Source organism: Microbacterium sp. LB12 (assembly GCF_037150835.1).
In the GTDB taxonomy this organism is placed as follows: Bacteria; Actinomycetota; Actinomycetes; order Actinomycetales; family Microbacteriaceae; genus Microbacterium.
Genome location: NZ_JBBCPF010000006.1, coordinates 1 through 14,530 on the forward strand (window position 1 = coordinate 1; position 14,530 = coordinate 14,530).

Genomic DNA, 14,530 nt, shown 5'->3' on the forward strand with positions numbered 1-14,530 from the left:
CTAGGTGATCTCGGCGCAGTAGGAGCCGAAATCGGTGCAGTGAACACTAGCCAAGATCGTCCGGAGCGAGGAAATGGGCCCGCGCGCGTTGCTCGTCATGCACGTAAAGGGCCCGGACCGCGAGAAGGGGACGTTCGAGGTGTAGACAGCCGCCGACGAGCGCGAATGAATCGTGCAGACACCACCCGTGCCGATGAAGGCGAACGGCTCGGGCGACGTCACCGCCGCGCTGTTCACGGCGCACTACGTCGAGACCGGCAGCGCCAAGACGGCACTCGAGCGCACCGCGTCCAGCGTGTACGACCTGCTCAAGGCGACCCTGGAGTCGGGCGAGCGCGAGCTGCAGCTCGTCGAGGCGCAGGAGTTCTACGCGAACCCGCAGCTGCAGTTCACCGCCCGCCAGGTGCGGTGAGCGTCACTCCGGCCAGGCGTTCGCGACGGCCTCCCGCACCTCGCCGAGGAGCTGCGGGAGCGCCTTGGTCTTGGCGATGATCGGGAAGAAATTGGCGTCCGAGGTCCACCGCGGCACCACGTGCTGGTGCAGGTGCGCGTCGACGCCCGCCCCCGCGACCGCTCCCTGGTTCATCCCCAGATTGAATCCGTCGCAGCGTGAAACCTCGCGCAGGACGCGCATCGCGGTCTGCGTGAGCGCGCCGATCTCGGCCACTTCCTCCGGCGTCGCCTGATCGTACGTGCCGATGTGGCGGTACGGGCACACCAGCAGGTGGCCCGAGTTGTACGGGAACAGGTTCAGCAGCACATAGACGGTCCTGCCGCGCGCCACGACCAGGCGCTCCGCATCGGGGAACTTCGGCGCCTCGCAGAACGGGCATTCCTCGCGGAGCGGCTCCGGCCCCGCCTGGATGTACGCCATCCGGTGCGGGGTCCACAGTCGCTGGAACTCGTCCGGCACGCCCGCGAGGCGGCCTGCGTCTTCCAGCGACTGCTCCGGAGCGTCGGTCACGCCAAGTCCCCTGCTGTCTGCACGAGGGCATGGGAGACGATGGCGGCACGGATGCGTGCCACGGCGTCGGCGATCGGGACGCCGTTCTCCTGCGCGCCGTCGCGGAAGCGGAACGAGACCGTGCCGGCGGCACGATCCTGCTCGCCGGCGATCAGCAGCAGCGGCACCTTGCCGGTCGTGTGCGTGCGGATCTTCTTCTGCATCCGGTCGTCGGACACGTCGAGCTCAGCACGCACGCCCTCGGCGCGCAGCGTGTCGATCACCTCGCCGAGGTAGTCGGCGAAGTCCTCCGCGACGGGGATGCCGACCACCTGCACGGGCGACAGCCACACCGGGAAGTCGCCGGCGTAGTGCTCGAGCAGGATCGCGAAGAACCGCTCGATCGAGCCGAACAGCGCACGGTGGATCATGATCGGACGCTTCTTCTGCCCGTCCTTGTCCATGAACTCGAGGTCGAAGCGCTCGGGAAGGTTCGGATCGACCTGCACCGTCGACAGCTGCCAGACGCGGCCGATCGCATCCCGGGTCTTCAGGTCGATCTTCGGACCGTAGAACGCGGCCTCACCGGGAACCTCGGTGAGCTTGAGACCGGACGCCACAGCGACGCGGCGCAAAGCATCGGTCGACGACTCCCAGAACTCGTCGGAGCCGATCCACTTCGACTTCTCGTCGTCCTTCATCGAGAGCTCGAGCTCGAAGTCGCTCAGACCGAAGTCGCGCAGCATCGAGAGGATGAACTCCAGCACCTTGGCGACCTCGGCCTCGAGCTGGTCGGGCGTGACGAACAGGTGCGAGTCGTCCTGGGTGAAGCCGCGCACGCGGGTCAGGCCGTGCAGCGCACCGGAGAGCTCGTTGCGGTAGACCGTGCCGTTCTCGGCGAACCGCAGCGGCAAGTCGCGGTAACTGCGCGCACGCTCCTTGTAGATGAGGATGTGCATCGGGCAGTTCATGGGCTTCAGGTAGTAGTCCTGGCCCTGCTTGGTGATGTTGCCCTCGTCGTCGCGCTCCTCATCCATGACGATCGGCGGGAACATGCCCTCCTTGTACGTGACAAGGTGGTTCGACGTGAGGAAGAGGTCTTCTTTCGAGATGTGCGGGGTGTACACGTAGGTGTAGCCGCCCTCGATATGACGCTTGCGCGCGTGCTGCTCCATCTCGCCGCGGATCACACCGCCGCGCGGGTGCCAGACCGAGAGACCCGAGCCGATCTCCTCCGGGAACGAGAACAGGTCGAGCTCCTTGCCCAGGCGGCGGTGATCGCGCTTGGCGGCTTCCTCGAGGCGGTGCTGGTACTCGCGCAGCTCGTCCTTGGTCGGCCACGCCGTGCCGTAGATGCGCTGCAGCTGCGGGTTCTTCTCGCTACCTCGCCAGTACGCGGCGGCGATGCGGGTGAGATCCCAGCCGTTGCCGATCATGCGCGTGTTGGGCAGGTGGGGACCGCGGCAGAGGTCCTTCCAGACCACCTCGCCGTCGCGGGTGGTGTTGTCGTAGATCGTGAGTTCACCCTCGCCGACCTCGACCGATGCGCCCTCGGCCGCTTCCTTCCCACCCTTGAGGCCGATGAGCTCCAGCTTGAACGGCTCGTTCGCGAGCTCGGCACGCGCCTCGTCGTCGGTCACCACTCGGCGCACGAACCGCTGACCCTCACGGACGATGCGCTGCATCTCCTTGGTGATGGCCTTGATGTCTTCGGGCGTGAACGGGGTCTCGACGCCGAAGTCGTAGTAGAAGCCGTCGGTGATGGGAGGGCCGATGCCGAGGTTCGCCTGCGGGTTGATGCGCTGCACCGCCTGAGCGAGCACATGGGCCGCGGAGTGGCGGAGGATGTTCAGTCCGTCCTGGCTGTCGATCGTGACCGGCTCGACCTCGTCGGTGTCGGTCACGGTCGTGGCGAGATCCTGGAGATCGCCGTTGACGCGCATCGCGACGACGTTTCGGTCAGTGAACAGGGCGAAGCCGTCATTCGGCCGGGCGTTTTCAGGCACAGAAACTCTCCATCTGGGTCGGTACCCAGGTTACTCGCATGATCACCCCGTCCCGACCGCTGCCACGCGGCCCGATCGGTGCGGGTTCAGGCCCCTGCGACGACGATGCCGGCCTCGTAGGCGAGGATCACGAGCTGCGCGCGGTCGCGGGCATCGACCTTCGACATGATCCGGTTCACATGCGTCTTCGCGGTGTGCGGCGAGATCGTGAGCGCGACGGCGATCTCCTGATTCGTGCATCCCGAAGCGACCAGTTCCAGCACCTCGCGTTCACGGGCGGTCAATCGCGCGAGGACCTCCAGATGAGCGGCGGGGATCGGCCGCTCTGCACCGCGCACTGACCGCTGGATGAGAGAACGCGTCGCGGCCGAGGACAGCAGCGACTCCCCCGCGTCGATCGTGCGCACCGCACGGACGATGTCGGCGGGCTCGGCGCCCTTGCCGATGAACCCGCTCGCTCCCGCGCGAAGTGCCGCCACCACGTACTCGTCCTCCTCGAACGTCGTGAGGATGAGCACACGAGGCGGGCCCGCCGGGCGACCGGCGCAGATCTGCGCGGTCGCGTCGATGCCGTCACCGTCCGGCATCCGGATGTCCATCAGGATCACGTCGGGGGCGAGGTCGGCCGAAGCAGCGACGGCGGCTCGACCGGTCGCCGCCTCCCCCACCACTCGCAGGCCGCCATCGGTGAGGATGTCTCGCACGGCCTGCCGGACCAGGGGCTGGTCGTCGACGACGAGGACCGAGATCATGGGGAAGCACTCTCCTCTGCCGGCGGGATACGCACGGTGAGGACGAACTGCGCGCCCGTCCGTTCGGTCGACACGGCGCCGCGCACGGCGGACACCCGCTCGCGCAATCCACGCAACCCGTGCCCGCTCGGAGGAGACGGGCGAATGCTGGTCGACGCGGGATTCTCCACACGCAGCAGAAGCGACTGCCCCTCGTGGGCAACGGTCACGGTGACGGGCCCGGCTGCACCGTGCTTGTGGGCGTTGGTGAGCCCCTCCTGCAGCGCCAGGTAGGCGACGTGGTTCCCCGCGGGCGACATCGCCGGCAGCTCGGGAGACCGCCGCAGGTCGACCGCCAGACCCGCCGCGCGAAAGCCGTCCACGAGGGCATCGAGGTCGGCGAGACCGTGCTGCGGACGCAGATCGGACGTGTCGACGGCATCGTCAGAGCGGAGCAGGGACAGCAGCCCGCCGATGTCGGCGAGGACGGTGCGCGATGCGTGGCGAATGGTCGTCAAAGCCTCCTGCGCACGCTCCGGGCGGGTCTCCAGCGCGGAGGACGCCGCGCCGGCATTGAGGCTGATCACCGAGATCTGGTGGGCGACGACGTCGTGGAGATCTCGGGCGATCCGCACCCGCTCCTCTGCCACCCGTCGTCGCGCCTCGTCGTCGCGGCTCCGCTCGGCCCGCTCCGCGCGTTCCGTCATCGCGACCTCGAACTCCCGTCGCGAACGGGCCGCGTCGCCGAGCGCGCCGGCGAGCAGGATGAACAGCACGAACTGCAGGGCCGTCGCGTCGAACAGTTCACCCCCCAGCGCGAGACCGTTGGAGAAGAACACGACCAGGGCCGCGGTGATCACCGTGACGAGTCCTCTCGGTCGGCCACGGCGGTCGACGACCACGTAGCAGCTGACGGCGGCCGCGAGGAGGGCGCTGGGCGACACGACCGCGACCGTGGCGAGAGCGACCGCACACGCCAGACTCACGCACAGTGCCACGAACGGCAGGCGCCGACGGATGAGCATCGTCACCGCGGGCAGCAGCGCGGGGACGAGGAGCCATCCGGTTGCGCGGTAGGTGGTGTCGGGGAAGGGCAGGACCGCGAAGAGCACGACGACCGCGATGATCACGGCGTCGCGCAGCGGTGCCGCGATCCCAGGACCACGGAATGCCGACATCCCTCCAGTATTCCGCTGCGGTCCGGAGTGCGAATCCTCCGACGGGACGACATGCGTCTACCGCGTTCGCAGTACAGGAGTGTCCACGTCGAGGCGACGCGCTGCCGAGGGGCAGGCGAAACGCTGGATACCTGAGCACAGAGCGTGCTCGAGGGAAGGCATCCATGAAGAAGTTCCTGAAGAGGACACTCGTCACCGTCGCAGCAGTCGGCGCAGTCCTGGGGCTCGGGCTCACGACGACGTCCATCGTCAACGCGGTGGCCACGGGAGCGGAGCAGGAGCGGATCGAGCCCTACGGCGAGACCGTGAGCGTCGACGGCCGCGATATGAACGTGCTCGTCGCAGGGCAGGGCGCGCAGACCGTCGTGTTGCTCCCCGGATTCGGCACCGCCTCCCCCGTGCTCGACTTCGAACCACTCGTGGCCGACCTCGCGAAGGATCATCGTGTGGTCGTGGTCGAGCCGTTCGGGTACGGACTGAGCGACGGCACCGACCGCGAACGGACCACCGCGAACATCGTGACCGAGGTGCATGACGCACTGCAGGACCTCGAGGTGGACGACTACATCCTCATGGGGCACTCGATCGCCGGCATCTACGGCATCGAGTTCGCGCAGCGCTACCCGAATGAAGTGCGCGCCTTCGTCGGCATCGACACGAGCGTCCCCGGCCAGCCCCACATGGACGCAGTGTTCCCGACAGATCTGATGGCCGCGGCGAAGAACCTCGGACTCGTCCGGCTGCTGACATCGTTCGGCGGTTCGGCGTACGATCTGCCCGCGTACTCCGCGCAGGCGCAGGAGCAGCTCGGCCTGATCAGCAACCGCAACTCCCTGAGCCCCACCTACCTGAACGAGATGGCGCATATCCGCACCAACTTCGCCGCCGCGCTCGACACCGCGTTCCCGACGGACCTTCCGCTGCTGCTGTTCGTCGAGGCCGACAACGCGAACAACCCCGACTGGCTCGCGCTCCACGAGCGCCAGGCGGCGGCCGCCACCGACGGCACGGTCATCCCGATCGACGGCGAGCACTATCTCCACCACACCCACTCCGCCGAGATCGCCGACGACTTCCGCGCCTGGGAGCAGGAGCGGAACCTGAGCGGTGACCGCGTCGGTGCTCCCCTGTAGCGTGAGCGGATGAGCAGAACGGTCGCGCGCTGGATCCTCGCCGTCTCCCTCGGCGCCATCGGTATCACGCACTTCGTGAGCACCAGAGGGTTCCGAGTCGTCGTCCCCGACTGGGCGACGCGACTGACGCGTCTCGACAAGGACGCGATCGTGATCGCCTCGGGCGCGGCGGAGGTCGCGCTCGCGGCCGGCCTCATCGCCCTTCCCCGAGAGCGGAGGCGGATCGGCTGGGCGACCGCAGCGTTCTTCGTGGCAGTCCTCCCGGGGAACATCCATCAGTGGCGCACGCGGCGTTCGACGCCGGGGCTCGACACGGATGCGCGTCGACTCGGCCGCCTCTTCCTGCAACCGCTCCTCGTCGCCTGGGCGCTGTGGGCGACCGACGACCGCGACCGCCGCTAGGCCGCCGATGATCGAGCACGTCCGAGAGAATGGGCCGGTGCCCTCCCCTTCGCTCGTCTGGTTCCGCGACGATCTCCGTCTGGCGGACAATCCTGCCCTGCGGGCTGCCGTCGATCGCGGAGCTCCGATCGTGGCGGTGTTCGTGCTCGATGAGGAGTCCCCGGGAATCCGCCCCCTCGGCGGAGCGGCACGCTGGTGGCTGCATCACTCCCTGGCTTCCCTCGGTGCACGGCTCAGGCAACGCGGCGGCGACCTGGTGCTGCGTCGAGGCCCGGCCGACCGCGTGATCCCGCAGCTGGTCACCGATGTCGACGCCGGAGCGGTGTTCTGGAACCGTCGCTACGGCGGTCCGGAGCGCACGATCGATGCGGGGATCAAGAGTGCGCTGCGTGCAGAGGGCATCGAGGTGACGTCGTTCGCCGCCTCACTGCTGCACGAGCCCTGGACCGTCACGACCGGAGGCGGCACGCACTACTCGGTCTTCACGCCGTACTGGCGCGCCTGCCTCGCCCTCCCGGCACCGCGGTCACCGCTCCCCGAGCCGCGCGAGATCCCCGGGGCGAAGCCCGGCACCGCTTCCGACGCTCTCGACGATTGGCAACTCCTGCCCACGGCCCCCGACTGGGCGGGGGGACTGCGTGAGACATGGGCGCCGGGCGAGCCCGCCGCCCGGCAGCGACTGAGAGAGTTCCTGACGGAAGATCTCCCCCAGTACGACCGTGCTCGCGACGAACCCTCCGCAGGAGCGACGTCGTTGCTCTCCCCGCGGTTGCGCTGGGGCGAGCTGAGCCCGTTCACGGTCTGGCACGAGGCGGTCGGCGTCGACGGTGCCGGCGGGTTCCTGTCCGAGTTGGGGTGGCGCGAGTTCGCGTGGCACACGCTGTATCACTCCCCCGACCTGGCGACCGAGAACCTGCGGCCCGCGTTCGACGCGTTCCCGTGGCCGCCCCTCGATCCCGCACGCCTCGAGGCCTGGCAGCACGGAGAGACGGGTGTGCCGCTGGTCGACGCCGGGATGCGCGAGCTCTGGCACACGGGCTTCATGCACAACCGGGTCCGCATGGTCGCCGCGTCCTTCCTCATCAAGAACCTCCTGATCGACTGGCGGCTGGGCGAGCAGTGGTTCTGGGACACGCTCGTCGACGCCGACGAGGCCAACAACCCGTTCAACTGGCAGTGGGTCGCCGGCTCCGGCGCAGATGCCGCGCCCTACTTCCGCGTGTTCAACCCGGAACTCCAGGCGAAGAAGTTCGACCCGCAGGGCCGGTACATCGCCCGGTGGGCGGCTGAGGCGCCGACCGAACCGATCGTCGATCTGGGCGAGACGCGCAAGGCAGCGCTCGCCGCGTACGACATCGTGAAGGGCGCGGGACCGCAGGGCAGGTGACGGACGCGGTCCATGCCAGACTGGTGGCGTGACCGAGTCCAGGAAGCCAGCCGTCATCCGCGGCTTCGCTGCTTCCTCCCTCGCGATCTTCGTCGCGCTCGCCGGCCATGTGTCGGGTGGAGGGCAGATGCCCGGAGCCCTCGGCATCCTCGTCCCGTGGGTGTTCTCCTTCATGATCAGTGTGCTCCTCGCCGGGCGCTCGCTGTCGCTGGTCCGACTCGGCATCTCGGTCGTCGTGAGCCAGTTCCTGTTCCATGCGCTCTTCGTGCTAGGCACAGTCGCCCCGTCCGGGGTAGCGATCCCCCACGTGCACGGCGCACCGCTCGTCCTGCCGGCCTCCGGCACCATCCCCGAAGCGGTGGCCGCTGATGCGTCCATGTGGCTCGGCCATGGCCTCGCCGCGCTGTTGACCGTGCTCGCCCTCTACCGGGGCGAGCGACTGCTCGTCGCGGTATGCGAGCTCGCCGCGCAGCTGGTGCGGTGGGTGCGCCGCCGTGCCGACCTCGTTCTGGTGCTGCCATCGCGCGACACCGCATTCCGCCTCCGTGGTCGGTTCGAGGTGGAGCGCGCCGAAGACCTCATGCTCCTCGCCACCCTTCGGGGTCGCGCTCCGCCTCTCTCCGCAGCGATCTGATCCGCATCCCGGGCGACGTCCGTCCCGGTGATGTGTCTTCCGCGCGCGTCGGACGCGCGCGTGTTCTGCACGCATGCATGCACGTCGCTCGCGCGACGTCTGAAGAGAGGCCATCCCCATGTCCCCTGTCCGCAGGTTCGCGGCCGGGTTGGCGGTGGCGGCAGTCGTGACCTTCACGATCGCCACCCCCGCCTCCGCCCACGATCAGCTGGTGTCCAGCTCGCCCGCCGCCGATGAACAGCTGGCGTCCCCACCCGAGAGCATCACGATGACGTTCTCGGGTGACCTCCTCGTTCTCGACGATTCGCTGACCGGGGCTGTCGTCCTGGTCGTCGATGCGTCGGGCAGGGATTGGGTCTCCGGTGATGTCACCGTGGTGGGCCGCACGGTCACCGCGCCTCTCGCACCTGGGATGCCGACCGCCGGCTACCAGGTGCGCTGGCAAGTGGTGTCCGAGGACGGACACCCGATCGCCGGTGTCGTCCCCTTCACGGTCGGCGATGCCGCACCGATGGAGACGGCCTCGACCGGGGCGACGACGGAGACACCGGCAGCATCCGCAGAACAGACGGATCAGAACGCAGATTCGAGCAGCCCCGTCAGGACGCTGCTGATCGGCGCGGGCGGGGCGGCGCTTGCCGTCCTGGCGCTCGTGCTCCTTCGTTTCCTTCGTCGTCCTCGGACGGCAGCCGCCCCGCCGGAAACCGGCGGTTCCGCGGCAGATGACCTGTGAAAGGCACCATTGTGAACACCCTCAAAACCCTTCCCCGCCTCGCCGTCGTGATCGCGGTCTCGCTTCTCGCTCTGACCGGATGTGCGGGAGAGCAGGCCCCCGCAGACACGGTCACGGCCCCGGCCGGCGACGTCGTCACCATTCAGGACGCGTGGGTGAAGTCCGCCGCGGAGGGCATGTCCGCCGCATTCGGCACCCTCTCGAACACCGGAGACGAGGATGTGACCGTCGTCTCGGTCGCGTCCGAGGCCTCGCCCATGATCGAGCTCCACGAGACGGTCGAGAACGACGCCGGCGAGATGGTGATGCGCCCCATCGAGGGCGGATTCGTCATCCCGGCCGGCGGGAAGCTCGCCCTGGAGCCCGGAGCGAATCACATCATGCTCATGGATCTCGCCGCCCCGCTGACCGCGGGCGGCGAGGTCACGTTCACGCTCACCTTCTCCGACGACTCGACGTACGAGTTCACCGCCCCGGTCAAGGACTACTCGGGCGCGAACGAGAACTACGAGGGCGGCGAAGAGCACCAGGGTATGGACCACTGATGCCGGCGCCCGTCGAGGGCGCCCGCTCCCGTCGTGCCGGGTCGACCCGGCGACAGTTCCTCCTCGGAGGAGCTGTCGCCGGAGTCGGCGCGGTCGCGGCCGTCGGAGCGGACCTCGCCCTGAATCGTGCGGACCCCGATCCCGCACCGACCTCGACACCGATGAACGGCGAGCAGACCGTCCCATTCTTCGGCGTGCATCAAGCCGGGGTCGATACCGCGGCGCAGGCGCACGGCGTCTTCCTCGCTCTCGATCTGCACGACGATGTCGACCGCGATGCTCTCACCCGGCTGCTGCGCATCCTGACCGACGATGCGGCACGACTGACCCAGGGGCGGCCGGCTCTGGCGGACTCCGAGCCGGAACTCGCCCTGTCGCCGGCACGCCTCACGGTCACGTTCGGGTTCGGCCCCGCCCTGGTGGCGCGAGCGGGCGCGACGGGTCCCAGCTGGCTCGGTCCGCTCCCCGCCTTCCGGGTCGATCAGCTGCGTCCGGAGTTCTCCGATGGCGACCTGCTGCTGCAGGTCGCCGGCGACGATCCGCTGACGGTCGCCCATGCGACGCGCATGCTGTTGAAGGATGCGCGCGGCTTCACGAGCGTCCGCTGGACGCAGCAGGGGTTCCGGCGCGCATACGGCACCGAACGCCCCGGCACGACCATGCGCAACCTGTTCGGCCAGGTGGACGGCACGACCAACCCGGAGCCGGGCACCACGGACTTCGACCGAGTGGTGTGGGGCGATGAGGGATGGCTCGCTGGCGGCACCGGGATGGTTGTCCGACGTATCCGCATGGATCTCGACAAGTGGGACCGCCTGGATCGCAGCGGGCGGGATGCTTCTGTCGGCAGGACGCTCGCCAACGGCGCCCCGCTCACCGGCAGTGAGGAGTTCGACGAGCCGGACTTCGGGGCCACGACGGCGATCGGCTTCCCGGTGATCCCGCAGTTCGCGCACATCCGTCGTGCCCGAGGGGACGGCAAGGAGCGCATCTTCCGACGCGCGTACAACTACGACGAGAGACCGCTCGGCGGCGAGGTGTCGGAGTCGGGGCTGATCTTCGTGTCGTTCCAGGCCGACATCGAGCGGCAGTTCGTGCCGATGCAACGGCGACTCGATGAGCTCGACCTGCTCAACGAGTGGACCGTGCCGATCGGCTCGGCGGTCTTCGCGATACCACCCGGATGCGAGGAGGGCGGATTCATCGGGGAGACGCTCCTCGCCTGAGTCGGTGTGCGAGGCGGGTCACGTCATCACGCGGGCGGGTCGGTATCTCAGGGCGAACGCCCCCGACCCGAACGCGTGGTGGGCGACGAGCTCGAGCGGGATCCGCTCCCGCAACCCGGCGAGGAGCGTCGGGCCGTGCCCCGCGACCACCGGTTGCACGAGGAACTCGTACTCGTCGATGAGGCCGAGGTCGGCCAAGGCCACAGGAAGCGTCACGCCGCCCACCCACAACCTCTCGCCGGTGTCGTGTTTGAGGCGCTCGACGGCCTGGCCCAGGTCGCCGCGCACCAGCTCGGCGTTCCAGTCGACGTCGCTGTCGCTCAGTGTGCTCGAAACGACGTGCTTCTTCGCCGCGTGGATGGCTTCGGCGAACGGCACCTCCCAGTCGCTCATCCAGTCCGGCCACACGCCGGAGGCGGGTTTCCGCCACGCTTCCTGCATCATCTCGTAGGTGACCCGGCCGAAGAGCAGGGCGTCCGCCTGCTCCATCTCCGCCGTCCAGTAGCGCATCGACTCCTCGTCCGGTGGAAGCCCCGCCTCGTGGTGGCAGCAGCCGTCGAGCGTGACGTTGATCGAGTATCGGAGTGTGCTCATGGTCGATCTCCCTGCGGCAAGCCCGCATCGTCGCGGATCGCCTCACCCTAACGCGGTGGTCTCGCCCTCGGATAGAGGATCGAGGCGCCACCGGTGCGGATGCCCGCAACCACGAAAAAACCCCCGGAGAACCGGGGGTTTGTCTGTGCGCGATACTGGGATCGAACCAGTGACCTCTTCCGTGTCAGGGAAGCGCGCTACCGCTGCGCCAATCGCGCCCGTTGGGGCTTATTCAGTTTTCCCGTGAGGTGGCGACGGGATTCGAACCCGTGTAAACGGCTTTGCAGGCCGGTGCCTAGCCGCTCGGCCACGCCACCGTGTGGATTGACCCCACGTGCTGCAGATCTTCCGAAGAAGAACTACTTCACTCGAGCGGATGACGAGACTCGAACTCGCGACCCCAACCTTGGCAAGGTTGTGCGCTACCAACTGCGCTACATCCGCATTTCGTTCCCGGTTGTCCCGGGCACTCATGAAACATTAGCCGATGATCCGCCCTCCGCCAAACCGGCAGCGAATCTCGCGCGTGTCTCCCCGAGTGGTCCGCACACCCTCCGAGCGTCCGGTAGTATCGGTTGACGTACCCCGCGGGTATGGGCGATTGGCGCAGTTGGTAGCGCGCTTCCTTCACACGGAAGAGGTCATCGGTTCGAGTCCGGTATCGCCCACTCAGAACCTCCGATTCGTTCGGAGGTTCTTCTGTTTCAGGAGCGTCCGCCCGTCGCGCTAGTCGACAGGGATGCGGATGATCCGATCGTCGCCCGCCTGCGGATCCCCCCGGCCATCCGTGTTGTTGGTGAGCACCCAGAGCGCACCATCCGGGGCCACAGTGACGTCGCGCAACCGCCCGAACGTGCCGGAGAGGTATTCGGCGGAGACGGCCACATCGTCGAGGGGCACCTCTCGCAGGCGTTCGCCCCGTAGGTTCGCGATGAAGATCGACCCCGCTGTGATCGCCACGCCACTGGGGCTCGCCGTGGCCGGAGCCCACTGCTGCACCGGGTCGACGAAGCCCTCCGCGCTCGCGACGCCCTCCACGTCCGGCCAGCCGTAGTTGCTCCCCGGCTCGATCACGTTCAGCTCGTCCCAGGTGTCCTGCCCGAACTCGCTCGCATACATGCTGCCGTCGTCATCCCACGCGATGCCCTGCGGGTTGCGATGTCCGAGACTGTAGATCGGAGACCCCTCGAACGGGTTGTCCGTCGGGATCGCGCCGTCCGGGGTGAGTCGGAGGATCTTGCCCGACAGGGAGTCCGGGTCCTGCGCACTCTCACGATCCCCGGCATCGCCGACCGTCACGTAAAGCATTCCGTCGGGCCCGAAGGCGATCCTGCCGCCGTTGTGGTTCGTCGAAGCGGGAAGTCCCTCGATGATCGTCTCGCCCGGTCCGATCGAGGTCTCACCGGGATTGCCCGCCAGCCTGTAGCGCTCGACGCGGTTCTCTCCCGCAGCAGTGAAGTACGCATAGAGGTCGCCCTCCCGCACCGCGATGCCGAGGAGACCGCCCTCCCCACGCGGCTCCGCGCCGTCGATCACCGCGACCTCGCGTGTGGAGCCGTCTTCCGAGACCTCCAGGATCCGGGCCGTGTCGCGCTCGCTGACAAGCGCGACGTCGCCGTGGAACGCGAGCGACCACGGCACTTCGAGACCTTCCACCAACACGCTCGGCTCCCCCAGCTTGCGGTCAGCGAGGGGTGCCGACGTCGGCGCCGGAGGCATCGGCGATGAACACGACACCAGCACCACCGAGACGAGGAGCGCAGCGAGAGGCAGGAGACTGCGCCGGATGATCCGTGACATGATCACTCCTCTGCTCGCCGGAAGCCGATTTCCTCTTCGACACTATGCGCGTCACCGCCCTCACAGAAGCCCGCCTCCATCTGCGCGCCGACGCCATCTGCCTCACTGTCGGAGGGCGCGCGTAGTCTGCCTCGGTGCCGACCACACGCGCCCTTCCCGGCCCCTGCTCCCTGTGCGGTGGAGCCCAGGGCGTCCGCTCCCGCGATGCGTGGAGCTGCGCGACGTGCGGGTGGCGCTACGGCGACGCACCCGACCCCGATCTGCCACTCTCCCGTGTCGACATCGTCTACTACATCCGCTTCGACGCACGGGTGAAGATCGGAACGAGCAGGCGGCCGCGTCAGCGCCTCTCGAGCATCCGGCACGAGGAGCTCCTGGCTTTCGAGCGGGGCGACCGCGCCGTGGAGCAGCAGCGACACCGCGAGTTCGCCGCCGTACGCGAGGGCGGCGAGTGGTTCACCCTCACGGATGAGCTCCGTACCCACATCGCCTCGCTGCGCAGAATGGGCGATCCGTGGGAGCTCTATGCGCGTTGGCTCAGCAGTGCGCTGCGCGGCGACGACGGCTCGCTCGACGACGAGCAGACATGACGATGCCGGGTGACTGCTTCGGGAAGTCCAGTCACCCGGCATCGCGTCTCGGGGAGGTCACGCCGTCGCGGCACGACCCCGGGTGGTCGCCGGCTGCGGCTGCGAGAACAGCACGACGAGGATCACGGCCACGCCGACCACGACATGCGGAAGCCACACGTTGAGCGCCTCACCCGAGAATCCGAAGATCCACGGCGACAGCGCGAGGAACAGGCTGGCGACGATGTCGAACACCAGGTGGACCGGCATCGGGATGAAGCCGAAGGGGCCCCACTCGTACTTGGTGAACAGGCTGTAGACGATGAGCCCGACGCCGAGGACGATCGGGATGATGACGGCTGCTCCGCCCACACTGGCGAAGCCGAACAGCCAGGGCGCGGCGATCAACGCGATGCCGACGATGTAGTCGAGGGCTCCGTGGACCTTGGTGGGGATGAAACGCATGATTCCTCCTTGTGTGGCGCCGCTGATCGCGACTCACCAGTGGTTCGACGCCCTCCTCGGATCGGATTGCTCCTCTCGGATCTCCGTCGGTGACGGAATATGACGAAAGCGAAATATTGGTATGCCGAACACTCGATAGATTCGAGAGCACGTGCTTCCCGCGCACATCACCCGAACCCCTGGA

Annotated in this window: 16 protein-coding genes and 4 tRNA genes; 10 read left to right on the forward strand and 10 right to left on the reverse strand. The window is 68.2% G+C overall.

What is annotated here, in order from left to right; translation table 11 throughout:
- The first annotated feature begins 187 nt into the window (after positions 1-187).
- The gene (locus WFM69_RS11565; protein ID WP_337004786.1) at positions 188-412 is read left to right on the forward strand and encodes a hypothetical protein; all 225 of its coding nucleotides are present in this window, start codon (positions 188-190) and stop codon (positions 410-412) included.
- Between the two features lie 3 nt (positions 413-415).
- On the opposite strand, the gene WFM69_RS11570 is transcribed toward WFM69_RS11565, so the two are convergent.
- From WFM69_RS11570 to WFM69_RS11585, 4 genes are all read right to left on the reverse strand, one after another.
- Entirely contained in the window at positions 416-964 is a 549-nt protein-coding gene (locus tag WFM69_RS11570) for an HIT family protein (RefSeq protein WP_337004788.1), read from the reverse strand.
- On the reverse strand, positions 961-2,886 hold the full coding sequence (gene thrS, locus WFM69_RS11575; RefSeq protein WP_337005292.1) for a threonine--tRNA ligase: 1,926 nt from the start codon (positions 2,884-2,886) through the stop codon (positions 961-963). Before thrS ends, WFM69_RS11570 begins: the two co-directional genes overlap by 4 nt.
- Positions 2,887-3,035: 149 nt before the next feature.
- Positions 3,036-3,701, reverse strand: a complete 666-nt coding sequence (locus tag WFM69_RS11580) for a response regulator transcription factor (RefSeq protein WP_337004790.1) — start codon at positions 3,699-3,701, stop codon at positions 3,036-3,038.
- Positions 3,698-4,858: a sensor histidine kinase gene (locus tag WFM69_RS11585; protein ID WP_337004792.1), complete on the reverse strand. Its 1,161-nt coding sequence runs from the start codon at positions 4,856-4,858 to the stop codon at positions 3,698-3,700. The genes WFM69_RS11580 and WFM69_RS11585 overlap by 4 nt, the downstream gene beginning before the upstream one ends.
- A gap of 164 nt (positions 4,859-5,022) precedes the next feature.
- Between WFM69_RS11585 and WFM69_RS11590 the strand changes: the two genes are divergently transcribed.
- The 7 genes from WFM69_RS11590 to WFM69_RS11620 all read left to right on the forward strand — a co-directional run bounded on the left by WFM69_RS11590 (position 5,023) and on the right by WFM69_RS11620 (position 10,918).
- Complete coding sequence (locus WFM69_RS11590) at positions 5,023-5,991, forward strand: alpha/beta fold hydrolase (RefSeq protein ID WP_337004794.1); 969 nt, start codon at positions 5,023-5,025, stop codon at positions 5,989-5,991.
- A gap of 9 nt (positions 5,992-6,000) precedes the next feature.
- Complete coding sequence (locus tag WFM69_RS11595; RefSeq protein WP_337004796.1) at positions 6,001-6,393, forward strand: DoxX family protein; 393 nt, start codon at positions 6,001-6,003, stop codon at positions 6,391-6,393.
- Positions 6,394-6,430: 37 nt separating this feature from the next.
- Positions 6,431-7,780, forward strand: coding sequence for a cryptochrome/photolyase family protein (locus WFM69_RS11600; RefSeq protein WP_337004798.1), 1,350 nt, complete (start codon positions 6,431-6,433; stop codon positions 7,778-7,780).
- A gap of 28 nt (positions 7,781-7,808) precedes the next feature.
- A complete protein-coding gene (locus tag WFM69_RS11605; protein ID WP_337004800.1) occupies positions 7,809-8,414 on the forward strand; it encodes a hypothetical protein in 606 nt (201 codons plus the stop codon).
- A gap of 118 nt (positions 8,415-8,532) precedes the next feature.
- A complete protein-coding gene (locus WFM69_RS11610) occupies positions 8,533-9,147 on the forward strand; it encodes a copper resistance CopC family protein (RefSeq protein WP_337004802.1) in 615 nt (204 codons plus the stop codon).
- A gap of 11 nt (positions 9,148-9,158) precedes the next feature.
- A complete protein-coding gene (locus WFM69_RS11615; RefSeq protein WP_337004804.1) occupies positions 9,159-9,692 on the forward strand; it encodes a copper chaperone PCu(A)C in 534 nt (177 codons plus the stop codon).
- Positions 9,692-10,918 (forward strand): Dyp-type peroxidase, encoded by a 1,227-nt coding sequence (locus WFM69_RS11620; protein ID WP_337004806.1) that lies wholly within the window; start codon positions 9,692-9,694, stop codon positions 10,916-10,918. The genes WFM69_RS11615 and WFM69_RS11620 overlap by 1 nt, the downstream gene beginning before the upstream one ends.
- A gap of 18 nt (positions 10,919-10,936) precedes the next feature.
- On the opposite strand, the gene WFM69_RS11625 is transcribed toward WFM69_RS11620, so the two are convergent.
- The 4 genes from WFM69_RS11625 to WFM69_RS11640 all read right to left on the reverse strand — a co-directional run bounded on the left by WFM69_RS11625 (position 10,937) and on the right by WFM69_RS11640 (position 11,956).
- Positions 10,937-11,512 carry a dihydrofolate reductase family protein gene (locus WFM69_RS11625; RefSeq protein WP_337004808.1) on the reverse strand — a complete coding sequence of 192 codons (576 nt, stop codon included), beginning with the start codon at positions 11,510-11,512 and terminating at the stop codon, positions 10,937-10,939.
- Between the two features lie 146 nt (positions 11,513-11,658).
- Positions 11,659-11,730 (reverse strand) — tRNA-Val (locus tag WFM69_RS11630).
- Positions 11,731-11,758: 28 nt separating this feature from the next.
- Positions 11,759-11,829 (reverse strand) — tRNA-Cys (locus tag WFM69_RS11635).
- A 54-nt stretch (positions 11,830-11,883) separates the two neighbouring features.
- Positions 11,884-11,956: transfer RNA gene (locus WFM69_RS11640), tRNA-Gly, on the reverse strand.
- Between the two features lie 151 nt (positions 11,957-12,107).
- On the opposite strand from WFM69_RS11640, the gene WFM69_RS11645 reads away from it, so the two are divergent.
- Positions 12,108-12,180: transfer RNA gene (locus tag WFM69_RS11645), tRNA-Val, on the forward strand.
- Positions 12,181-12,238: 58 nt separating this feature from the next.
- Here WFM69_RS11645 and WFM69_RS11650 read toward each other — a convergent pair.
- Complete coding sequence (locus WFM69_RS11650; protein WP_337004810.1) at positions 12,239-13,312, reverse strand: PQQ-dependent sugar dehydrogenase; 1,074 nt, start codon at positions 13,310-13,312, stop codon at positions 12,239-12,241.
- A gap of 134 nt (positions 13,313-13,446) precedes the next feature.
- On the opposite strand from WFM69_RS11650, the gene WFM69_RS11655 reads away from it, so the two are divergent.
- The gene (locus WFM69_RS11655) at positions 13,447-13,902 is read left to right on the forward strand and encodes a GIY-YIG nuclease family protein (RefSeq protein WP_337004812.1); all 456 of its coding nucleotides are present in this window, start codon (positions 13,447-13,449) and stop codon (positions 13,900-13,902) included.
- 57 nt (positions 13,903-13,959) lie between these two features.
- Here the strand turns inward: WFM69_RS11655 and WFM69_RS11660 are convergent, their stop codons facing one another.
- Positions 13,960-14,346: an SPW repeat domain-containing protein gene (locus tag WFM69_RS11660; RefSeq protein WP_337004814.1), complete on the reverse strand. Its 387-nt coding sequence runs from the start codon at positions 14,344-14,346 to the stop codon at positions 13,960-13,962.
- Between the last annotated feature and the right edge of the window lie 184 nt (positions 14,347-14,530).